Source organism: Achromobacter sp. UMC46, assembly GCF_014170335.1.
Classification (GTDB): Bacteria; Pseudomonadota; Gammaproteobacteria; order Burkholderiales; family Burkholderiaceae_B; genus Achromobacter.
Genome location: NZ_LZZS01000035.1, coordinates 216,294 through 235,162 on the forward strand (window position 1 = coordinate 216,294; position 18,869 = coordinate 235,162).

At 65.5% G+C, this 18,869-nt stretch carries 17 protein-coding genes; 3 read left to right on the forward strand and 14 right to left on the reverse strand.

Features of this window, described 5'->3' with window-relative positions:
- Positions 1-2 precede the first annotated feature (2 nt).
- From A9973_RS24890 to A9973_RS24930, 9 genes are all read right to left on the reverse strand, one after another.
- Positions 3-1,400: a 4Fe-4S binding protein gene (locus A9973_RS24890; protein ID WP_183016307.1), complete on the reverse strand. Its 1,398-nt coding sequence runs from the start codon at positions 1,398-1,400 to the stop codon at positions 3-5.
- Positions 1,401-1,439: 39 nt separating this feature from the next.
- Entirely contained in the window at positions 1,440-2,291 is an 852-nt protein-coding gene (locus A9973_RS24895) for an FTR1 family protein (protein ID WP_183016308.1), read from the reverse strand.
- 13 nt (positions 2,292-2,304) lie between these two features.
- Positions 2,305-2,658, reverse strand: a complete 354-nt coding sequence (locus tag A9973_RS24900; RefSeq protein ID WP_183016309.1) for a cupredoxin domain-containing protein — start codon at positions 2,656-2,658, stop codon at positions 2,305-2,307.
- A gap of 2 nt (positions 2,659-2,660) precedes the next feature.
- On the reverse strand, positions 2,661-3,197 hold the full coding sequence (locus tag A9973_RS24905; protein ID WP_183016310.1) for an iron transporter: 537 nt from the start codon (positions 3,195-3,197) through the stop codon (positions 2,661-2,663).
- A 254-nt stretch (positions 3,198-3,451) separates the two neighbouring features.
- Entirely contained in the window at positions 3,452-4,021 is a 570-nt protein-coding gene (gene phaR, locus A9973_RS24910) for a polyhydroxyalkanoate synthesis repressor PhaR (RefSeq protein WP_006222902.1), read from the reverse strand.
- Between the two features lie 121 nt (positions 4,022-4,142).
- The gene (phbB, locus tag A9973_RS24915; protein ID WP_169271065.1) at positions 4,143-4,880 is read right to left on the reverse strand and encodes an acetoacetyl-CoA reductase; all 738 of its coding nucleotides are present in this window, start codon (positions 4,878-4,880) and stop codon (positions 4,143-4,145) included.
- A 76-nt stretch (positions 4,881-4,956) separates the two neighbouring features.
- Positions 4,957-6,594, reverse strand: coding sequence for a class I poly(R)-hydroxyalkanoic acid synthase (locus A9973_RS24920; RefSeq protein WP_183016311.1), 1,638 nt, complete (start codon positions 6,592-6,594; stop codon positions 4,957-4,959).
- Between the two features lie 123 nt (positions 6,595-6,717).
- Positions 6,718-7,482, reverse strand: coding sequence for a peptidoglycan editing factor PgeF (gene pgeF, locus A9973_RS24925; RefSeq protein WP_183016312.1), 765 nt, complete (start codon positions 7,480-7,482; stop codon positions 6,718-6,720).
- Positions 7,470-8,501: an RluA family pseudouridine synthase gene (locus tag A9973_RS24930; RefSeq protein ID WP_220805641.1), complete on the reverse strand. Its 1,032-nt coding sequence runs from the start codon at positions 8,499-8,501 to the stop codon at positions 7,470-7,472. Before A9973_RS24930 ends, pgeF begins: the two co-directional genes overlap by 13 nt.
- A 113-nt stretch (positions 8,502-8,614) precedes the next feature.
- Between A9973_RS24930 and A9973_RS24935 the strand changes: the two genes are divergently transcribed.
- A complete protein-coding gene (locus A9973_RS24935) occupies positions 8,615-9,397 on the forward strand; it encodes an outer membrane protein assembly factor BamD (protein ID WP_183016313.1) in 783 nt (260 codons plus the stop codon).
- A gap of 162 nt (positions 9,398-9,559) precedes the next feature.
- Here the strand turns inward: A9973_RS24935 and A9973_RS24940 are convergent, their stop codons facing one another.
- Positions 9,560-11,662, reverse strand: a complete 2,103-nt coding sequence (locus A9973_RS24940) for an ATP-dependent DNA helicase (RefSeq protein WP_183016314.1) — start codon at positions 11,660-11,662, stop codon at positions 9,560-9,562.
- Positions 11,663-11,875: 213 nt separating this feature from the next.
- On the opposite strand from A9973_RS24940, the gene tex reads away from it, so the two are divergent.
- Together tex and A9973_RS24950 are read left to right on the forward strand one after the other, a co-directional pair.
- Positions 11,876-14,248 (forward strand): RNA-binding transcriptional accessory protein Tex, encoded by a 2,373-nt coding sequence (tex, locus tag A9973_RS24945; RefSeq protein WP_183016315.1) that lies wholly within the window; start codon positions 11,876-11,878, stop codon positions 14,246-14,248.
- Between the two features lie 289 nt (positions 14,249-14,537).
- Positions 14,538-15,044, forward strand: coding sequence for a hypothetical protein (locus A9973_RS24950; RefSeq protein WP_183016316.1), 507 nt, complete (start codon positions 14,538-14,540; stop codon positions 15,042-15,044).
- Positions 15,045-15,116: 72 nt separating this feature from the next.
- On the opposite strand, the gene A9973_RS24955 is transcribed toward A9973_RS24950, so the two are convergent.
- The 4 genes from A9973_RS24955 to A9973_RS24970 all read right to left on the reverse strand — a co-directional run bounded on the left by A9973_RS24955 (position 15,117) and on the right by A9973_RS24970 (position 18,857).
- Positions 15,117-16,469: a tryptophan--tRNA ligase gene (locus tag A9973_RS24955; RefSeq protein WP_183016317.1), complete on the reverse strand. Its 1,353-nt coding sequence runs from the start codon at positions 16,467-16,469 to the stop codon at positions 15,117-15,119.
- 101 nt (positions 16,470-16,570) lie between these two features.
- Positions 16,571-16,894, reverse strand: a complete 324-nt coding sequence (locus A9973_RS24960) for a DUF3325 domain-containing protein (protein WP_183016318.1) — start codon at positions 16,892-16,894, stop codon at positions 16,571-16,573.
- A complete protein-coding gene (locus tag A9973_RS24965) occupies positions 16,891-18,579 on the reverse strand; it encodes a PepSY domain-containing protein (protein ID WP_183016319.1) in 1,689 nt (562 codons plus the stop codon). Before A9973_RS24965 ends, A9973_RS24960 begins: the two co-directional genes overlap by 4 nt.
- On the reverse strand, positions 18,576-18,857 hold the full coding sequence (locus A9973_RS24970) for a DUF3649 domain-containing protein (protein WP_183016320.1): 282 nt from the start codon (positions 18,855-18,857) through the stop codon (positions 18,576-18,578). Before A9973_RS24970 ends, A9973_RS24965 begins: the two co-directional genes overlap by 4 nt.
- Positions 18,858-18,869: the final 12 nt, after the last annotated feature.

Below are 18,869 nucleotides of genomic sequence, written 5' to 3' on the forward strand. Positions count from 1 at the left end.
CCTTACCAGATTGCAAAGAAAAACACCCATGCCATGCAGAACGGCGCGAGGCCTGCCGTCAGCACAAGCCAGGCAGCGGCCTTGCGCCATCCGCCGGTTGGGCGCTGCGCCAGCAAGCGCGCGAACAGGCGCAAGGTCCACAGCACCGCAAGGGTCAGCAGCGTGAAGCGCACCGGGCCGGCCCAGGCGGCTTGCACGCCCTCGTGCTTGAGCAGGTTGACCGTGGTGGCGGACAAGCCCAGGAACACGCCGATGCCGGCCGACGGGATCAGCGCCTGCGCCAGCTTGTGCACGCCGGGGCGGATCCAGCGCGTGGCGGGCGCATCCGGCTGGCTCGCGGCGGGCGCCAGGCGGTCTGCGATCCACAGCGACAGGAAGCTTGCGCCCCCGACGATGACCGTGGCCCCGACGACGAACAGCAGGATGCCCGCGCCGTCCAGCCACGAAAAACTGTCGTTCACGTCCGGATAGTGGGTCAGGATGAACCAGGGCGCGTTGTCCATCAACGGCCACATGATGTCGCGCTCCACCAGCCAGGTCGCGGCCCATTGTTTGGCGGTCACGTACCACGGGCTGGCGCTCCAGAGGAACGCGCCGATCGCGATGCCCATCAGCCCGAAGCACAGCAAGGCCGTCTGCCACGCGTCGCCGTCGGCGACGTGCACGATCTCTTCTTCAGGCGAACGCGGAGTCAGTTCGATCGCGCCGCGATAGCCGCTGCACCGGCCGCACATGTGGCAATCGCCCGCGCCCTTCATGTGGCGAAGCGGCACCAGCGGCGCACAGTTGATGGTTTCGATACGAATGACGGGATGGCGCCACTTCTCTTCGTCTACCTTGAAGTGCCACGGCGCCAGCTTGGCCAGCAGATTGAACACGCCGTTGACCGGGCACAGGTACTTGCACCACACCCGTTTGCTGCGGCCATAGCGCCAGCCCACGATCATGGCCGCCACGGTAGAGCCGCCCAGCACCGCCAGCACCGCCAGCGGGTACTGGTAGACGCTGACCAGTTGGCCGTAGACCGTCGTTAGCGCGAAGGCCACGAACGGCCAGCCGCCCCAACGCATCCATTTGGGAATCGCGCGGCCCTGCCCCCGCTCGCTGGCCCATTCGGTCAGCATGCCTTCGGGACAGAGCCACCCACACCAGGCGCGGCCCAGGATCGGCATCGAGATCAGCACGAACGGCCACCAGACGCCCCAGAAGGCGAACTGCGCGACGATCGTCAGATTATTGAAGACCGATGCCGTGTTGTCCGGCAACGGAAGGATCACGGGAACGATCAAAAGGAACGCGTACAACGCGACAATGCCCCACTGCAGCTTGCGCAACAGCGGGGCATGGTCACGGAGGAAATCGGCGATCCGGGAGGTCACCCTCCCGAGTACAGCAGCCATGTTCAAACCTTCATAGTTCAGTCGGGCATCACGTCGGAATCAGGATGCGCTCCGCGCAGCGGCCGGCGCCCGGGCGGACTTCCCGCCCACCCAGCGCAGCAGCGCCCAGACCACGATCCAGTAAGCCACCCACAACAAGACCGAGATCAGTGCCGGCAAGGCGCGGTACCCGGCGAAGTCCGCCAGGATCTTGCCAATGCCGGTGCTGTCGCTCAAGAGCCACGAGGTGTCCCAGACCGGATCGATGATGGTGGGCAGCACGTCCAGCGAAATCAGATGGTCCAGGCCGCCGACCAGCAGCGACCCCGCCAGCAGCAGCAACAGGATTTCGGTCACTTTGAAAAAGCGGCGCCAGGTGATCAACTTGCCGCCCAGCTGCAGCAGCCAGAACGTCAGCAAGGCCACCGCGAAACCCGCGACGCCGGCCAGCGCCAGCATCAGCATGTCGCTGCCGCCTTCGCCCGCCGACACCGTGCCGTACAGGAACACCACGGTTTCGCTGCCTTCACGCGCCACGGCGATGGCCACCAGCACGAACAGCCCCCACCAGTTGTCGCTGGCGACCGAGCTGCGCGCCCCGCTTTCCAGTTCGCCTTTCAGCGTGCGGCCGTGCTTCTTCATCCACACGACCATCTGCACGACCAGCGCGCACGCCGCCAGCGACATGATGGCCTGGAACCATTCCTGGCCTTCGTCGCTAAGCCAGGACGAGACGCCCAGCAGCACCAGCGCCAACGCGACGGCCAGGGCCAGGCCGGCCGCGACACCGCCCCACAGGTAGTTCAGCCCGCGCTTGCCTTCCGGTGTGGAGCGCAGCCAGGTGTACAAGATGCCCACCACCAGCATGGCTTCGACGCTTTCACGCCAGACGATAAAGAGGACCTGTTCCATGTATAGCTACCGCTTATTCCTTGGGCTTGACGACCAGGGTGCCTTTCACGCTCTGGTGAAAGTCATCGAAGAAGGGATACTCGCCCGGGCGGGAAATGGTGATCACCACGAAGGATTTAACCCCCGGGCCCAGCACTTTTTCCTTGCGCAGCGGAATGCTCTCGAATTCCACCGGCTCGTTGCTCTCGTTGATGAGCTCGATCTTGAAACGGCCGGCGGGCACTTCGAGCGTCGCCGGCTCGAACGTGCCGTCCGGCTTGAACCGCAACGTGAACGTCGGCAGTTCGTCCGCCTGCGCGGGTGCCATGCCGGAAAAAGCGGCCAGGCCGATCAGCACGGCGGCCACAACGCGATACAGGCGGCGCACGATCAGTATCCGCCCTTCTTGCCGGTGCCGGCGTAGACGAATTCATATTCCAGTTCAAACGGCTCGAACCACGGACCCACGCCGGTTTCCTTGTCGACGTGGCGGCCGAAGTGGGCCATCTTGTTTTCGGACGGCGGCAGGATCGAGTACTTCAGCTTGTACTTGCCCGGACCTTCCAGCTTGATGTTGTCGCCATAGTGCGGGCCGTCGTTGGCGACCATGGGCATGAAGGTGCCCTTCTGCACGTTCTGGCTGCCGACCTTCTGGATCTCGAAGTTCACGACCAGGTAAGGCACCCATTCGCCTTCGGGGAAGCCCGTCTTGTTGCCGGCGGTGGCGTGGATGTCCGCCTCAAGGTGCACGTCGGAATCCTTGGCGGGACGCATCATCCCGGGCGGGTCCATTTCGATCGGCTGCAGATAGACCGCGCCGATTTCCATGCCGCCCTTCTCAACCGGCTTGCCGATGGGGTATTCGGCCGCTTGCGCGGCGGACACGCTCAGAGCGACGATGGCCAGCGCCAAGGCTTTCTTGATCATGTGCATAATCCTTGAGACACAAATGAATGGCGGTTTCGATAAACTAAACAAGAACCGTTTTCATTAATGTAACGAAAAAAACTGACATATCCCTGAACTCGAAGGCCAAACAAAGGGCGGATTATTGCGTTCAGTCAAAAGGGCAACCCTGTCGGACCGTGTCGGCGCGCGCCCACAAAAAAGCCGGTCAGGCTAACGCCCTACCGGCTTCTGGATCCACAGGGCAAGGGCCTCGGCCCGCCCGCTTGCGGCGATTACTTGCGGCCCGAACCCGGCGGCGTGCTGCCGGGCGTGAATGGGAACGTCGAGAACATCGCGCGCGTCTGGTCCTGCATCTGATCCTGCATCTGCACGAACAGGTTTTTGCTCTGATCGATGTAGTTGTTCATCATGTTCTGCAGCATGGGCGTCTGCACGTTCATGAACTGGGTCCAGGCTTCGGGCCCGAACTGGCTGCCGTACAGGCCCTTGGACTGCTCGGCCATGCGCGTCTGGATTTCCATGAAGGCCTGGATGTTCTTCTCAAGATAGGAACCCATGATGCCCTGCATGGCGTGGCCGTAGAAACGGATGATCTGCGACAGCATGTTCGACGAGAACATGGGCATGCCGCCGCTTTCCTCTTCCAGGATGATCTGCAAAAGGATGCTGCGCGTCAGGTCTTCGCCGCTCTTGGCGTCGACTACCTGGAATTCTTCGTTGGCCAGGACCAGTTGCTTGACATCTGCCAGAGTGATGTAGGTGCTGGTCCGGGTGTCGTATAGGCGACGGTTGGGGTATTTTTTAATCAGGCGCAGGCTGGCGCCGGTTTGTGCTTGCGTCATGTATGTCCCCGGATCGGGCGATCTCTAAGACTTCGGATAAGGTGGAGTGTAATGCCGGAAGGCCCTCTCCCCGAGGCCTTCCAGCGCCTGAGGCCGCCCGATGGCGGCCCGCTGACCAACATTAGCCCATGTGCAGGCCGCCGTTGAGCGAGAAATCCGCGCCAGTCGAAAAGCCGGACTCGTCCGAGGCCAGCCACGACGTCATCGACGCGATTTCCTCGGGCGTGCCCAGACGACGAACCGGAATGGTGGCCACGATCTTCTCAAGCACTTCGGGACGGATGGCGCGAACCATGTCCGTGCCGATGTAGCCCGGCGAAATCGTGTTGACCGTGACGCCCTTGCTGGCGACTTCCTGGGCCAGCGCCATCGTGAAGCCGTGAATGCCCGCCTTCGCCGTGGAATAGTTCGTCTGGCCGAATTGGCCCTTCTGCCCGTTCACCGAGCTGATGTTGACGATGCGGCCCCACTGGCGCTCGACCATGCCTTCGATGACCTGTTTGGTCACATTGAACAGGCTGTTCAAGTTGGTGTCGATGACCGCGCGCCAATCGTCCGCGGTCATTTTGCGGAACAGGCCGTCACGCGTGATGCCCGCGTTGTTGACCAGCACGTCAACCGGTCCCAGGTCTGCCGTGACCCGTTCAAAGGCCGCTACCGTCGAATCCCAGTCCGACACGTTGCCCACCGACGCGTAGAAGGTGTAGCCCTGCGCTGCCTGCTCATCCAGCCATTGCTGGTAGTTTCGGCTTGGGCCGCAACCTGCCACCACGCGAAAGCCATCCTTGGCCAAGCGCTGGCAAATAGAGGTGCCGATACCGCCCATCCCGCCTGTTACGTAAGCCAGTTTTCCGCTCATTGGACTTCCTCCTGTGTGCGACGGACGCCTCGTTGATTAACTTCTTATTGGCCTGGGCCAACCGCGCATGGCGGTTTCAGGCAGCCCGGACCTTTACATACCTGCCAGGCGCCGGCTCGATCGGCCGGTACTTGGCATTGCCTAATTTCGTACGCGCCTTGACCTGCTTGCCCGAGTGCCCCGACAGCCATTGCGTCCAGTCGGGCCACCAGCTGCCCGCGTTTTCGGCGGCTTGCGCGAACCAGGCGTTGGGGTCGCCCGGCATGTCATGGCCCGCGTTGCCCAGCTTGTCGGCCACCCAGTAGCTGCGGCGCTTCTTAGCCGGCGGATTCACCACGCCGGCGATGTGGCCCGACGCGCCCAGCACGAAGCGCTGCGGTCCGCGCAGCAATTGCGTGGACGCGTAGGCCGATACCCAAGGCACGATGTGGTCTTCGCGGGAACCGAAAATGTATGCCGGCATCGTCAGGCGCGTCAGGTCCAGCGGCAGGCCGGCGGCTTGCGCGCGGCCCGGCACTTTCAGGTTGTTCTCAAGGTAGGTATTACGGAAGTACCACGAGAAGAACGGCCCCGGCAGATTGGTGCTGTCGCCATTCCAGAACAGCAAGTCGAACGGAGGCGGCTTCTGGCCCTTCAGGTAGTTGCCCACCACATAATTCCAGACCAGTTCGTTGGGCCGCAGGAACGAGAACGTGGTGGCCAGGTCGCGCCCGGGCATCAACCCGCCGTTGCCCAACTGGTGGTCGCGCAGCAGCGCATGCGCTTCGTCGACGAACACCTTCAGGATGCCGGTGTCATGGAAGTCCAGCAGCGAGGTCAACAGCGTCAGCGACGCCACGGGCTGTTCATCGCGGGCCTCGGCCAACGCCAGCGCGGATGCCAGCATCGTGCCGCCCACGCAGAACCCCAGGGCGTTGACCTTGGGCTGCTTGGTGATGTCGCTGGCCACGCGCAGCGCTTGCAGCACGGCGCCGTCCAGATAGTCGGACCAAGTGGCACGGTCCACGCCGTCGGCGTCACTGGCGACCGGGTTGCGCCACGACACCAGGAACACCGTGTAGCCCTCTCCGACCGCGTGGCGCACGAAGGAATTCTCCGGCTGCAGGTCCAGGATGTAGAACTTGTTGATGTTCGGCGGCACGATCACCAGCGGCAGTTCGTGCACGGCGGCCGTCGACGGCGCGTACTGGATCAGCTGGAACAGCGTGTTTTCGTACACCACTTCGCCGGGCGTCACCGCCACGTTGCGGCCGATCTCGAACTGCGATTCGTCGGTCTGGGTGATGCGGCCTTTCTTGACGTCGCCCAGCAGATTGGCCAGCCCTTCGTTCAAGGCGCGTCCGGCGCTTTCCACGATGGATTGCTGGGCATCCGGATTCAGCGCCAGGAAGTTCGACGGAGACAGCGCGTCAACCCATTGCATGATGGAGAAACGCAGCCGCTCGCGCATCGGTTCGCTGACCTGGGCCGCGTCGACCATGCGTTGCATGGCGCGGGCCGACAGCAGATAGGTATGCGCCAGCAGCAGATGCGAACCGTTTGCGGCCCACGCATCGCCCGCGAAGCGGCGGTCGGACAGGGGCGCAAGCGCGCCGCGTCGGGCGTCGTCACACAGGCGCTGCCACTCGCGAGAGAATTCGGCCTGAATGTCGGCCAGGATTTCCGGTGCCACGCTCACCGGAATGGGCCCTGCGGCGGAGAGATTGGCATTCACTTCGACACCTTGTTATCGAGACTTCGCGATTGATGTTGCATTCCGGGTCCGGGACTGTCAATGCGGGTATACAAGGAGGCCGCCGGAGCGGGCGGCAAGCCCGCGCGCCGCCCTTGCGCAAGATCAATCCGGGTCGAGCCAGGCCACCAGCGCCATGCGTCCGGTTTCGCCATCGCGCCGGTACGAAAAGAAGCGTTCGGATTCGGACACGGTGCACATCCCGCAAAGGGACACCTCTTGTACCCCGGCGCGGCGCAAGCGGAAATCAGCCAATCCGGCGAGGTCCGCCAGCCACTTTCCCGATAGGCCAGGGCGCGGCGTGAAGTAGCGCGCGGTGGCGGGATCGTCTTGGGTGAAGGCGTCAAGCACGTCTTGCCCCACTTCGAACACCTGCGGGCCGATGCCGGGGCCGACCCAGGCGCGCCAGCCGGCGGCCTCGGGTGCCTTGGCGCGCATGGCCGCCAGCGTCTGTTCCAGCACGCCGCCCGACAGGCCGCGCCAGCCGGCATGCGCCGCGCCCAGCACCTGGCCGCCGGCGTCGGCGATGACGACCGGCAGGCAGTCCGCCACCATGACGGCCAGCACGCGGCCCGGTTGCGACGTGACGCTGGCGTCCACCGCGGGTTCGTCCGGCACGTCCGGCGCATCGGCGTCCACGACGTCGCTGCCATGCACCTGGCGCAACCACAGCGGGTCGGCCGGGACGGCGGCGCGCACCCGGCGCCGGTTCTCGGCCACGGTGTCGGGATCGTCGCCTGCGCGGCGCCCCAGGTTCAGGGTGTCGTGCGGCGCCACGCCCGCGCCGCCGGCGCGCGTCGTGCAGAAATAGTTCACGCCGGCCCATTCCGGGCCGGTTACGACAGGCAGGCTGGCGATCACGCGTTCCATGCAATGCTTTCCTGGACCAGGGTCATGTCCTCGGGCAGGGCGGCTGCGAACTGGACTTCGCCGCTGCCGCCCGGGTCGTCAAAATGCAGGGCGCGGGCGTGCAGCATCTGGCGCTGCGCCCCCGCGATGTTCCTGCCCCCGTAGATCGTGTCCGCCAGCAGCGGGTGGCCCAGGCTGGCCATGTGGACGCGGATCTGGTGGGTGCGGCCGGTTTCCAGGCGGCACACCACTTCGGTGACGCGTCCGCCGGGGTCCACCTGGCCGCGGCGGGCCGGGGTGTAATTGGTGATGGCGGGCTTGGGCGCGACAGGGCGCTCGACGCTCATGCGGATCGGCACGCGGGCATCACGGCCGATGGCGCGTTCGACGCGGCCGGCGCCTGCGACCCAGCCATGCGCCAGCGCCACGTATTCGCGGCCCATGCTGCGCGCCTGCAACTGGCGCACCAGATGCGTCTGGGCGCGCTCGTTGCGGGCCACGACCATCAGTCCGGACGTGTCCTTGTCCAGCCTGTGAACGATGCCGGCACGCGCAACGGACGCCAGTTCGGGGAAGCGGTGCAGCAGGCCATTGAGCAGCGTGCCGCTCCAGTTGCCCGCGCCGGGATGCGTGACCAGGCCCGCGGGCTTGTTCACGACGATCCATTCGGGGCTTTCGGCCACGACGGCGAATTCAACGGGTTCGGGAGTGAAGGCGCGCGCATCGGGCGCCGGCTGAGCCCAGACCAGCAGCTCGTCGCCCGGGCCGACCGTCTGGCGGATCTTGCCGGGAGCGCCGTTGACGTGCACGTTGCCGGCTTCGATCCAGCCTTGCAGGCGGCTACGGGAATGGTCGGGCAACAACCCGGCCAGCACCTTGTCCAGCCGGTCGGCCTTGACGGTGGAAGGCACGGTTACAAGTTGCGGTTCACCCCGGTTTCCACTGGGGTTATCACCGGCGTTTTCGTCGCCGGTTTCGTCGGAAAGGCCCAGAAGTTCATCGTCGGAAACGAGATCTGTGCCGGCGGCTGTATCAGACATGGAGACAAATCATATAATCAGCCTGCCATGCTAACACCAAGGATACGATTCTCGTGATTCACCACTCCGCAGCTCCCTTGAACCCCGCATCCCGAAGCGGGCCGGTTTTGCGCATGGTTATCGCGCTATTTGCCGTCATCGTCATCGCCGGTTGCGGCTCGACCAACAGCAAATACGACAAAACCACCAACTGGAGCGCCGAACAGCTCTACGCCGACGCCAAGGCCGAAATGTCCTCCGGAGGCTGGAAGGAAGCACGTGAACGTCTGACCGCCATCGAAAGCCGCTATCCCTTCGGCGTCTACGCCCAGCAAGCCCTGCTTGAACTGGCCTACGTCAACTGGAAGGACGGCGAGAACGAACAAGCCCTGGCCGCCATCGACCGCTTCCAGCAGCTGTACCCCAACCACCCCGGCACCGACTACGCCCTGTACCTGAAGGGCCTGATCAACTTCACGCCGGCCAGCGCCTTCATGAGCAACATCACTGGCCAGGATCCCGCCGAGCGCGATCCCAAGGGCCTGCGCGCGTCCTATGACGCGTTCAACGAGCTCATCAAGCGCTATCCGGACAGCAAGTACACGGTGGACGCCGAGAAGCGCGTGGCATGGCTGGTCAACACCATCGCCATGAACGAAGTCCACGTCGCCCGCTATTACTACGAGCGCGGCGCCTACGTGGCTGCCGCCAACCGCGCGCAAACCGTGATCACCGACTTCGAAGGCGCCCCCGCCACCGAAGAGGCGCTCTACCTGATGGTCGAGTCCTACGACAAGCTGGGCATGACGGAACTGAAGAACGACGCGCAGCGCGTCTACGACAAGAACTTCCCCAACAGCGACTTCAAGACCAAGGGCCTGAAGGCCGACCGCAGCTGGTGGAACCCGTTTGACTGATTCGTCCGCGTTTGACTGATTCGTCGGCGCTCGACGAATCAGTCCGCGGATTCTCCACGCATGGGAAAAGAAAGCCCCTCGATCGAGGGGCTTTCTTTTTGCCGTCGGAACAATGGGCCACGGCGGGCCACACTCCCGGCCGCGCACTCGGGCCTGTTGACGCTATGCGTCCGAGCCTTCCTGCTTGCGACGGTAGAACGCCAGCACCTCGTCCAGCTCGCGTGTTCGCGCGAACGGCGGCAGGCCGCGCCACAACCGCTTGCCGTAGGGCTTTTCGACCAGGCGCGCATCGCCCACCATCAGCACGCCCCAGTCCGATTCGGTGCGGATCAAGCGGCCCGCGCCCTGCTTGAGCGAGATCGCTGCCTCGGGCAATTGGTATTCCGAAAACGGATTGCCGCCCTGGGCCCGGCAGGCCCGCAGGCGCGCTTCGATGACCGGGTCGTCCGGCGGCGCGAACGGCAGTTTGTCGATGGCGACCAAGGTCAGCACGTCGCCGGGCAGGTCGATGCCTTCCCAAAAGCTCGCGCTGCCCACCAGCACCGGATGCTTGAGCTTGCAGAAGCGGTCCAGCAGATCGCGCCGCGTGCCCTCGCCCTGTTTCAGCAGCGGCCAGTCGTGCCCCGCGTCGTCGAAGGCATCGGCCAGCAACGTCGCGACCTTGTCCACCGCGCGCAAGGTCGTGCACAGCACCAGCGTGCCGCCGGGGCTGGCTTCGAGCAAGGGCATCAGCGTCTGGACGAAGCGGTCCAGGAACTGCGGCGATTGCGGTTCGGGCATGCCGCGCGGCACGTACAGCAGCGCCTGTTCGGGGTAGTTGAACGGCGATTCCCACTTGCCGGTGCGCGCGCTGGACAGGCCGAGCTGGCTGGTGAAGTGCGTAAATTCGCCGTTCACGGAGAGCGTAGCGGACGTCATGATCCAGGCCTGGCCAGGCTTGCGGTATTTGGAGAACGCCTGCGCCACCGACAGCGGCGCCGAGTGCAGGCGCACATGATGCTGGCCATGCTCGACCCAGCGCACCGCCGGCCCCGTCCACTGGACGGCCGCCGCCGCCACGCCTTCCAGGATGGCGGCGGGGGTCGACGGGCCGTCGCCCAGGTCGGCCGCCGCGGTGGCTTCGGGGGATTGGTCGTCGCGGCCCCAGCCTTCGTCGGCCATGCCGGCATCGGCGCGGCCCGGCGTTGCCCAGCGCTTGAGGCGCACCGATATTTCGGCGCCACTGCGTGCGGCGGCCAGCAGGTCGGGGTGCTTTTCCGCCACCACGCCCAAGGCCTTGGTGGCCGTGTCCACAGCCTCGCGCAGGACGGCCAGCGCCTCGTCGAATTCCTCGGGGTTCGGGATCGCGTCGAACGTGGCCTTGCGGCCCGGCATCCGGTCCAGCGGCGCGCAGGCCAGCCGCAATTCGCGCGCGGCGGTTTCCAGATGGCGGCTGACATCGCTCCATTTGGCGGCTTCGCGCGCATAGGCCAGGCCCGCGACTTCCAGCGCGCGGCCGAAATCCATCAATTGGTGCGTGGACACGCTGCTGCCCAGGAACCGGGTGGCCGTGTCGGGCAATTGGTGGGCTTCGTCGAAGATGACGGTATCGGCTTCGGGCAACAGGTCGGTCACGCCCTCTTCGCGCAACACCAGGTCGGCCATGAAGAGCGCGTGGTTGACGACCACCACGTCGGCCTCCTGGGCCTGGCGGCGCGCCTTGACGACGAAACAGTCGCGGATGCGCGGGCATTCCTGGCCCAGGCAGTTCTCGCGGGTCGACGTCACGCGCTGCCAGATGTCGGCGTCTTCGGGCACCTGCGCAAGATCGCTGCGGTCGCCCGTCTTCGTGATGCCCGCGAAGACCTGGATCTGGCGCAGTTGCTGGATCTCGGTGCGCGACTTCAGCGCGCGCTCGTCGCCCTGCAGGCGTTCAAGGTGGTAGTGGCACACGTAGTTGCCGCGGCCCTTGAGCAGCGCGGCCGTCACCGGCGCGGCCAGCGCGGCGCGCACGCGCGGCAAATCGCGCGCGAACAGCTGGTCTTGCAGCGTGCGGGTGCCGGTGGAGATCAGCACCTTGCCGCCCTGAATGAAGGCGGGTACAAGATAAGCCCAGGTCTTGCCGATGCCGGTGCCCGCTTCGGCCACGAGCGTGGCGCGGTCCTGGATGGCGTCGCCGATGGCCTGCGACAGCTCCACCTGCGATGGGCGTGGCTTGTAGCCGGGCATGGCCGTGGCCAGGGGCCCGTCCTCGTCGAAAAATTCGGAAATATCCAGGTCCAGCATTACGGCAGCCTAGTGTCGGTCGGAGTCTATGGTGAACCGGTACCGGTTACGGTTCGGGCGCCAGACACTGATGTGGGAAAGGACCAAATGATACCCGTTGCGGCGTCCGGTTTCGGCTGCCGCAGGGACGGATCGGTCCACCCTGGCACGTTCTGTAACAGCGGCTTATGGCACAATCCGCCCCTTGTTTTTCCTTTTTGTCGTCGTATAGAGATGTCTGAAACTTCCACTATCACGAACGTCGCCGCCGGCGTCGACAACGCCCGCATCGTCGCGCAGCTTGCTACCGAGCTTGGCGCGCGCGCCTCCCAGATCGCCTCGGCGGTGGAACTGCTGGATGACGGCGCCACCGTGCCCTTCATCTCCCGCTATCGCAAGGAAGCCACCGGCGGCCTGGACGATACCGTGCTGCGCAATCTGGAAGTCCGCCTGGGTTATCTGCGCGAACTCGAAGAACGCCGCGGCTCCATCCTTGAATCCATCTCGCAGCAGGGCAAGCTCACGCCCGAGCTGCAGCAGGAAATCGCAACGGCCGACACCAAGCAGCGCCTGGAAGACTTGTACGCGCCGTACAAGCCCAAGCGCCGCACCCGCGCCCAGATCGCCCGCGAGGCGGGCCTGGAGCCGCTGGCGGACGCCATCCTGGCCGATGCGGCCTGCGACCCCGCCGCGCTGGCCGCGCAGTACCTGAACCCCGAAGCGTCCATCAACGACGCCAAGGCCGCGCTGGACGGCGCGCGCGACATCCTGGCCGAGCGCTACGCGGAAAACGCGGACTTGCTGGCTGACATGCGCGAGCACCTGTGGTCCACCGGCCTGATCTATTCCAAGATGGTCGACGGCAAGGAAACCGAAGGCGCGAACTTCCGCGACTGGTTCGACTTCAACGAACCGCTGCGCACGCTGCCTTCGCACCGCATCCTGGCGCTGCTGCGCGGACGCCAGCAGGGCGTGCTGGAATTGCGCCTGGGCCTGGAAGCCGAGCTGGAAGCGCAACTGCCGCACCCGTGCGTGGCGCGCATCGCCGGCTTCCTGAAGCTGGGCAACGGCCTGTTCGCGCTGGACGCCACGCCGCGCGCCCGCTGGCTGGGCGAAGTCTGCCGCTGGACCTGGCGCGTGAAGCTGCTGACGGCGTTTGAAAGCGAGCTGATCGGCCGCCTGCGCGAAAGCGGCGAAACCGAAGCCATCCGCGTGTTCGCCGCCAACCTGAAGGACCTGCTGCTGGCGGCTCCCGCCGGCCCCAAGGCCGTGCTGGGCCTGGACCCGGGCATCCGTACGGGCTGCAAGATCGCCGTGATCGACCAGACCGGCAAGGTCGTCGACACCACCACCGTCTACCCGTTCGAACCGCGCCGCGACCGCGAAGGCACGATCAACACGCTGGCGGCGCTGGTCGCGCGGCACAAGGTGGACCTGATCGCCATCGGCAACGGCACCGCATCGCGTGAAAGCGAAAAGCTGGTGGGCGACATGATGGAACGCTTCCCCGACCTGAAGGTCACCCGCGTGGTGGTCTCCGAGGCCGGCGCGTCCGTGTACTCCGCTTCTGAAACCGCGGCGCTGGAATTCCCCGATCTGGACGTAACCCTGCGGGGCGCCGTGTCCATCGCCCGCCGCCTGCAGGATCCGCTGGCCGAGCTGGTCAAGATCGATCCCAAGGCGATCGGCGTGGGCCAGTACCAGCACGACGTCAACCAGCGCGAGCTGGCGCGTTCGCTGGACGCCGTGGTCGAGGATTGCGTGAACGCCGTGGGTGTGGACGTCAATACGGCGTCGGCGGCGCTGCTGGCCCGGGTGTCGGGCCTGAACTCGCTGCTGGCCAAGAACATCGTGGCCTGGCGCGACGAGAACGGCGCATTCCCCACCCGCAAAATCCTGCTCAAGGTACCGCGCTTCGGTGAAAAGGCCTTCGAACAGGCCGCCGGGTTCCTCCGCATCCCCAATGGCGACAACCCGCTGGACGCCTCGTCGGTCCACCCGGAAGCCTATCCGGTGGTCGAGCGCATCGTCGCCAAGATCAAGGCCGAAGTGAAGCAGATCATCGGCCAGCGCGAAGCCTTGAAGGGCGTGTCGCCGTCGGACTTCACCGACGAGCGTTTCGGCTTGCCGACCGTGCGCGACATCTTCGCCGAACTGGAAAAACCCGGCCGCGATCCGCGCCCGGAATTCAAGACGGCGCAGTTCAAGGAAGGCGTGGAAACGCTGAACGACCTGTACCCCGGCATGGTGCTGGAAGGCGTCGTGACCAACGTGGCCAATTTCGGCGCGTTTGTCGACATCGGCGTCCACCAGGACGGCCTGGTCCACATCTCGGCCCTGGCCGAGAAGTTCGTCAAGGATCCGCGCGATGTCGTGCGTGTGGGCCAGACCGTCAGCGTAAAGGTGCTGGAAGTGGACGCCGCGCGCAAACGCGTCGCCCTGACCATGCGCCTGAACGACACGGCGGCCCCGGCGCGCCGCAGCGGCGACGCGCCCAAGGGCGGCGACCGGCCCCGCCGCCCCCAAGGCGATGGCGGGCGCGGCAACACGGGCGGCGGCGCGGCGAACAGCGCAATGGCGGACGCCTTCGCCAAGCTCAAGCGCTGATCCTCCCGGATCGCTCGACAAAAAAAGCCCGGCGCATGACGCGCCGGGCTTTTTCTTTAGCTAGGACTTTCCCTTAAATGGGCCTAATCCTTGCGCTCCCTCAATCAAAAAAACACAAAAATAAGGGAAAATATCTAATTGTGTCCAAATAATAAAAACCGGCGGCATTGGGGAACCCGGCAGGCACAAATTCCATGATCAGGCGAACAGCGGCGCGAACCGTCTATCAGGCACGAAGCACAACAACAACAGCGCCCTACCCTGAGATCCCCCCGGAGAGCCATCCGTCATGCGCAATACCATTACGCTTGCCGCCAATGAAGCGGCAACCATTACCGAAAAAGAAGCCGGCCACAGCGGCGCCTACAGCGAAGTCACCCTGGGTCAGTACGCGCATCTGATCGTCGACGGCGCTGAAGTGACCTTCAAGCACATCACGCTGGAACGCCTGGGCACCCGCGTCATCGAACTGCGCAACGGCGCCCAACTGCATGTGGGCGCGTTGGGTTTCGCCAGCATGGGGGCAAGCATCGTCTATCGCATCGGGGCGGGCTGCGCGCTGGTGTTCGACGCCAGCCAGTGGGATCCGGAAGTCGTCGCCAACACCACCTTCGACTTCACCAGCCAAGGCAGCGGCGCGCTGAAGTACTTCCCGTTCATCAACCCGGAATGGTTGGACTGCCCGAACGTCACGGGCTATTCGGAAGGCGACATGCTTGAAATCGCGGGCCAGGGCAGCGCCCAGCGCTTCCAGGTGCGCGATGGCCGCATCGTGGCCAGCGCGCGGCAGGCCTGACGCTCGCCGGCTTCTGCCCTACTCTCGCAACGTCATGCCCGCCGGCGACGCATCGCGCCGCCGGTTCAAGCCTTATTCCTGCGACAACGACGCCAGGGCGTCACGCGCACGCACCAGTTGCGCTTCGGAATCGGCCTGCGCGCCCGCCGGCGCCGCGGCAACCGCCACGCCGTCGATCATGGCCGCGTAGCCCTCGCCGCTGGCCTGCAGCACGCTGTCGGCCGGCTCCGATTGCAGGCGGCGCATCAAGGCGCCGGCCTCCTTCGGATCGGCAAAGCGCTGCGACAGCAGCAATTCTTCGCCATCGGCCGCCAGCAGGCGGAAGCGGAAACCGCCATCTTCGTCGCGGAAGCTGACAAAGCGCGCGCCCTTGCCCTTTTCCTTCTTGCCCTGCGCCTTGCCCGCGGCGGCGCCAGCGTTCAGGTTGCGCAGGCCCACGGCCTCGCGCAGTTCCTGCATCATCGGCACGGCCAGCTTGCGGGCGCGGGCAGCGCCAGCTTGCAGGATGTCTTCGATGCGGCCCGGGTTAGCGATCAGATCGAAGTACTTTTCGCGCATCGGCGCCAGCAGCGCTTCCAGATGCTCGTACAGCGCCTGCTTGGCATCGCCCCAACCCATGCCCTCTTCCAGCTGCTTGCGGAACGCCGCCGATTCGGCATGCGTCGCAAACGCCCGGTACAGCGTGTACAGGTGCGAGCTTTCGGCATCCTTGGCTTCGCCCGGCGCACGCGAATCCGTCACGATGCGCATCACCGATGCGCGCAGCGCATTCGCGCCGCCTTCGAACAGCGGGATCGTGTTGTTGTAGCTCTTGGACATCTTGCGGCCATCCAGGCCGGGCAGCGTCGCCACGTCTTCCTCGATCGTCACTTCCGGCAGCGCGAAGTACTCGCGGCCGTACAAGTGGTTGAAACGCTGGGCGATATCGCGCGCCATTTCCAGGTGCTGGATCTGGTCGCGGCCCACCGGCACCTTGTTCGCGTTGAACATGAGGATGTCGGCCGCCATCAGGACCGGGTAGGAAAACAGCCCCATCGTAACGCCGTCGTCCGGGTCCACGCCCTTGGCGACATTCTGGTCCACCGACGCCTTGTAGGCGTGCGCGCGGTTCATCAGGCCCTTGGCCGTGACGCAGGTCAGCAGCCAGCTGAGTTCGGGGATTTCGGGAATGTCGGACTGGCGGTAGAACGTCACGCGCTCGTGGTCCAGCCCCACCGCCAGCCACGTAGCGGCGATTTCCAGGCGGGACCGCGCCACGCGGGCCGGGTCATCGCACTTGATCAGCGCGTGGTAATCCGCCAGGAAGAAGAACGCGTCCACGCCGGGCTGGGTACTGGCCTGGACCGCGGGACGGATCGCGCCTGCGTAGTTGCCAAGGTGGGGAGTTCCTGTCGTGGTAATGCCGGTAAGGACGCGGGTATTCATGGGGCGAAGAGGCGTTTGCTAGGGGAAACAAGCAGTGTAACGTGCCGGCGGCACGGAACCGCCGGCCGGCGCGCCCAAGGTGAATTCGCCGGCCTACCAGGTCACAGGACGGCCAGCAGCGGCGCCGCCAGCGCGCACAGCCCGCCCGCGGTCAGCGCGGCACGCGGGCGGAACGTCAGGAACCAGATCAGCAACAGGCCGGCGATGCTGAGAATGCCGACCCATTCGACCGTGCCGTAACTCCAGCCCCAGACCGCGGCGGAAGCCCACAGCGACAGCGCCAGCGCCCCCCAGCCGAATGCCCGCAGCGGCACCCGGTGGCGTCGCGGCATGGCGCGGTCGAACACGTCTTCGTAGTGGCGGTCCATGCCCAGGCACAGGGCGGAAAACCCGGCGTAGGCCAGGCAGAAGGCGGCAAGCGTCATGGCGTATCACCTCGCGGTTCATAGGCGACGGGGTTCGGGGCGCGGGGCGCCTCGGAAACAGCGACTTGGGCAACAGCTTGAGCAGCGGATTGGGGCGACGCCGTCTTGGCGGCGGCTTTCGCAGGCGCCTTCGCCGGGGCTTTTCGGACCCGGGCCGCCTTGCGCGCCATCCATGCGAACAGCAGCGCGCCGGCCAGGCAGGTCAGGTCGAATCCGGCCATGACCCAATCGCCTTGCGGCAGCGACACGCCCAGATGGCGAGACGTCGTGAACACGTTGACGACCGGCACCAGGGCCAGCGACGCGGCGGCCACGCCCAGCAGGTCCTGCCACTTGCGGCGCTGGAACAAGAAGGCGTAGACGAGCGACAGCGCCCAGGCCGAGAAGAAGGCCCGCACTTCCCATACCTGGCGTCCGGGCATGTCGGCCGGCAACAGTCGATTGGCCAGGAAAAAGGCCGCCACGCCAAATACCACGCCCGCGATCGTGCCGGCGTTCAGGCCGTCGACCAGGCGCAGGGAAAACGCTTCGCGCGCATCGCCCGGCCGCGCCTTTTGGCGGCGCTTGGCAATCCACAGCACCAGGCCCGAGCCCACCATGCCGGTGCCGGCCAGGCTGACCAGGAAATAGAACCAGCGCAGCAGGGGCTCGGCGAACAGCCCCAGATGCAGGCCCGTGATGACGCCGGCGGTCTTCACCGTGGCGCTCAGGTCGTCCTCGCCTTCCTGGAATTCACCCGTCGCGCCGTTAAAGCGCATATAGGGCGCCAAGCGGCCATACGACACGCCGTCGGCGGCATCGCGCACCAGCGTGACGGTGGCGCCGGCATCACCCGGGTTGTTGACGGTGACGCGGCCGACCCGGCCCTGCCAGTGCTGCTGGGCTTGCTCCACCAGCGGCGCGATCTGCACGAGCGGTGCGGGCTGGTTCAGCGGCGGCGTGACCTTGAACGATTTGAAGACATCGTCCGTGTATTGGCGGGGGTTTTCGTAGACGGCATGGATGCCCGCGGGCATCAACATGACCATGAACAGCACCAGGCCGCTGAACGTGATCATCAGGTGGAACGGCAACCCCAGCACGGACAATACGTTGTGCCCGTCCATCCAGGCGCGTTGCCCGCCCTTTTTAGGACGGAAGGTAAAGAAATCGGTGAATATCTTTTTGTGCGTGATGATGCCGCTGATGATGGCCACCAGCATGAACATGCCCGCGATGCTGGCCAGCCAGCGCCCCCACGGAAACGCGGTCTCCAGTTCGAAGTGGAAACGGTAGAAGAAGTCGCCGCCGCGCGTCTCGCGCCCGACCACGGCCTGCCCCGTCGCGGAATCCAGCTTCACGCGCACGAACCCGCGCTCGCCCGGCTTGGGCTTGGCCACCTGGTACAGCATCTGGATCAGCGGCTCGCGGTTCGACGGCGGCGTGATGAACCAGCGTTTGGCATCCGGCGCATGCGCGCTCAGGTAACGTTGTCCGATATCCACGGCCTGCACCGCAGGCACCGGCTGAACCTCGATCTCGGGCTGCATCCAATGCGTGATCTCGGGCCTGAAGAACGCCAGCGACCCCGTCAGGAACATCGCGAACAGCACCCAGCCGAAAATCAGACCGGCCCAGGTGTGCAACCAGGACATGGACTGGCGCAGGCCTTCTTCGCCCTGCGCGCGGGCTTTCCCTGCCTTCATGCCGCCCCCATCATGCGCCCCGCCAGGAACAGGCCGCCCAGCACGGCGGCCGGCAGCAATACCCCGGCCCAGGCGCGCCAGGCGTTGCGCGTGGCGAACACCCAGATGACGCCACAGGCATAGAACACGAAGGACAGCATCTGCGCCGTGGTGACGGCGTCCGCCCGCCCCATGGGCAGCCAGACGGCCAGGCACGCCGCAGCCGCCGAGGCAAGGACATAGCCGCCCAGGATGGCCGCAGCCATTCTGGAAAACACGGCCATTCGATAGCGCATCATGCCTGCGCCGGC

What these genes read in the sequence shown, in the direction of transcription:
- A9973_RS24890 (WP_183016307.1), bottom strand. Translation starts at nt 1,400, where the DNA reads ATGGCTGCTGTACTCGGGAGGGTGACCTCCCGGATCGCCGATTTCCTC.
- A9973_RS24895 (WP_183016308.1), bottom strand. Translation starts at nt 2,291, where the DNA reads ATGGAACAGGTCCTCTTTATCGTCTGGCGTGAAAGCGTCGAAGCCATG.
- A9973_RS24905 (WP_183016310.1), bottom strand. Translation starts at nt 3,197, where the DNA reads ATGATCAAGAAAGCCTTGGCGCTGGCCATCGTCGCTCTGAGCGTGTCC.
- phaR (WP_006222902.1), bottom strand. Translation starts at nt 4,021, where the DNA reads ATGACGCAAGCACAAACCGGCGCCAGCCTGCGCCTGATTAAAAAATAC.
- phbB (WP_169271065.1), bottom strand. Translation starts at nt 4,880, where the DNA reads ATGAGCGGAAAACTGGCTTACGTAACAGGCGGGATGGGCGGTATCGGC.
- pgeF (WP_183016312.1), bottom strand. Translation starts at nt 7,482, where the DNA reads ATGGAACGCGTGATCGCCAGCCTGCCTGTCGTAACCGGCCCGGAATGG.
- A9973_RS24930 (WP_220805641.1), bottom strand. Translation starts at nt 8,501, where the DNA reads ATGTCTGATACAGCCGCCGGCACAGATCTCGTTTCCGACGATGAACTT.
- A9973_RS24935 (WP_183016313.1), top strand. Translation starts at nt 8,615, where the DNA reads ATGGTTATCGCGCTATTTGCCGTCATCGTCATCGCCGGTTGCGGCTCG.
- A9973_RS24940 (WP_183016314.1), bottom strand. Translation starts at nt 11,662, where the DNA reads ATGCTGGACCTGGATATTTCCGAATTTTTCGACGAGGACGGGCCCCTG.
- tex (WP_183016315.1), top strand. Translation starts at nt 11,876, where the DNA reads ATGTCTGAAACTTCCACTATCACGAACGTCGCCGCCGGCGTCGACAAC.
- A9973_RS24950 (WP_183016316.1), top strand. Translation starts at nt 14,538, where the DNA reads ATGCGCAATACCATTACGCTTGCCGCCAATGAAGCGGCAACCATTACC.
- A9973_RS24955 (WP_183016317.1), bottom strand. Translation starts at nt 16,469, where the DNA reads ATGAATACCCGCGTCCTTACCGGCATTACCACGACAGGAACTCCCCAC.
- A9973_RS24960 (WP_183016318.1), bottom strand. Translation starts at nt 16,894, where the DNA reads ATGACGCTTGCCGCCTTCTGCCTGGCCTACGCCGGGTTTTCCGCCCTG.
- A9973_RS24965 (WP_183016319.1), bottom strand. Translation starts at nt 18,579, where the DNA reads ATGAAGGCAGGGAAAGCCCGCGCGCAGGGCGAAGAAGGCCTGCGCCAG.
- A9973_RS24970 (WP_183016320.1), bottom strand. Translation starts at nt 18,857, where the DNA reads ATGATGCGCTATCGAATGGCCGTGTTTTCCAGAATGGCTGCGGCCATC.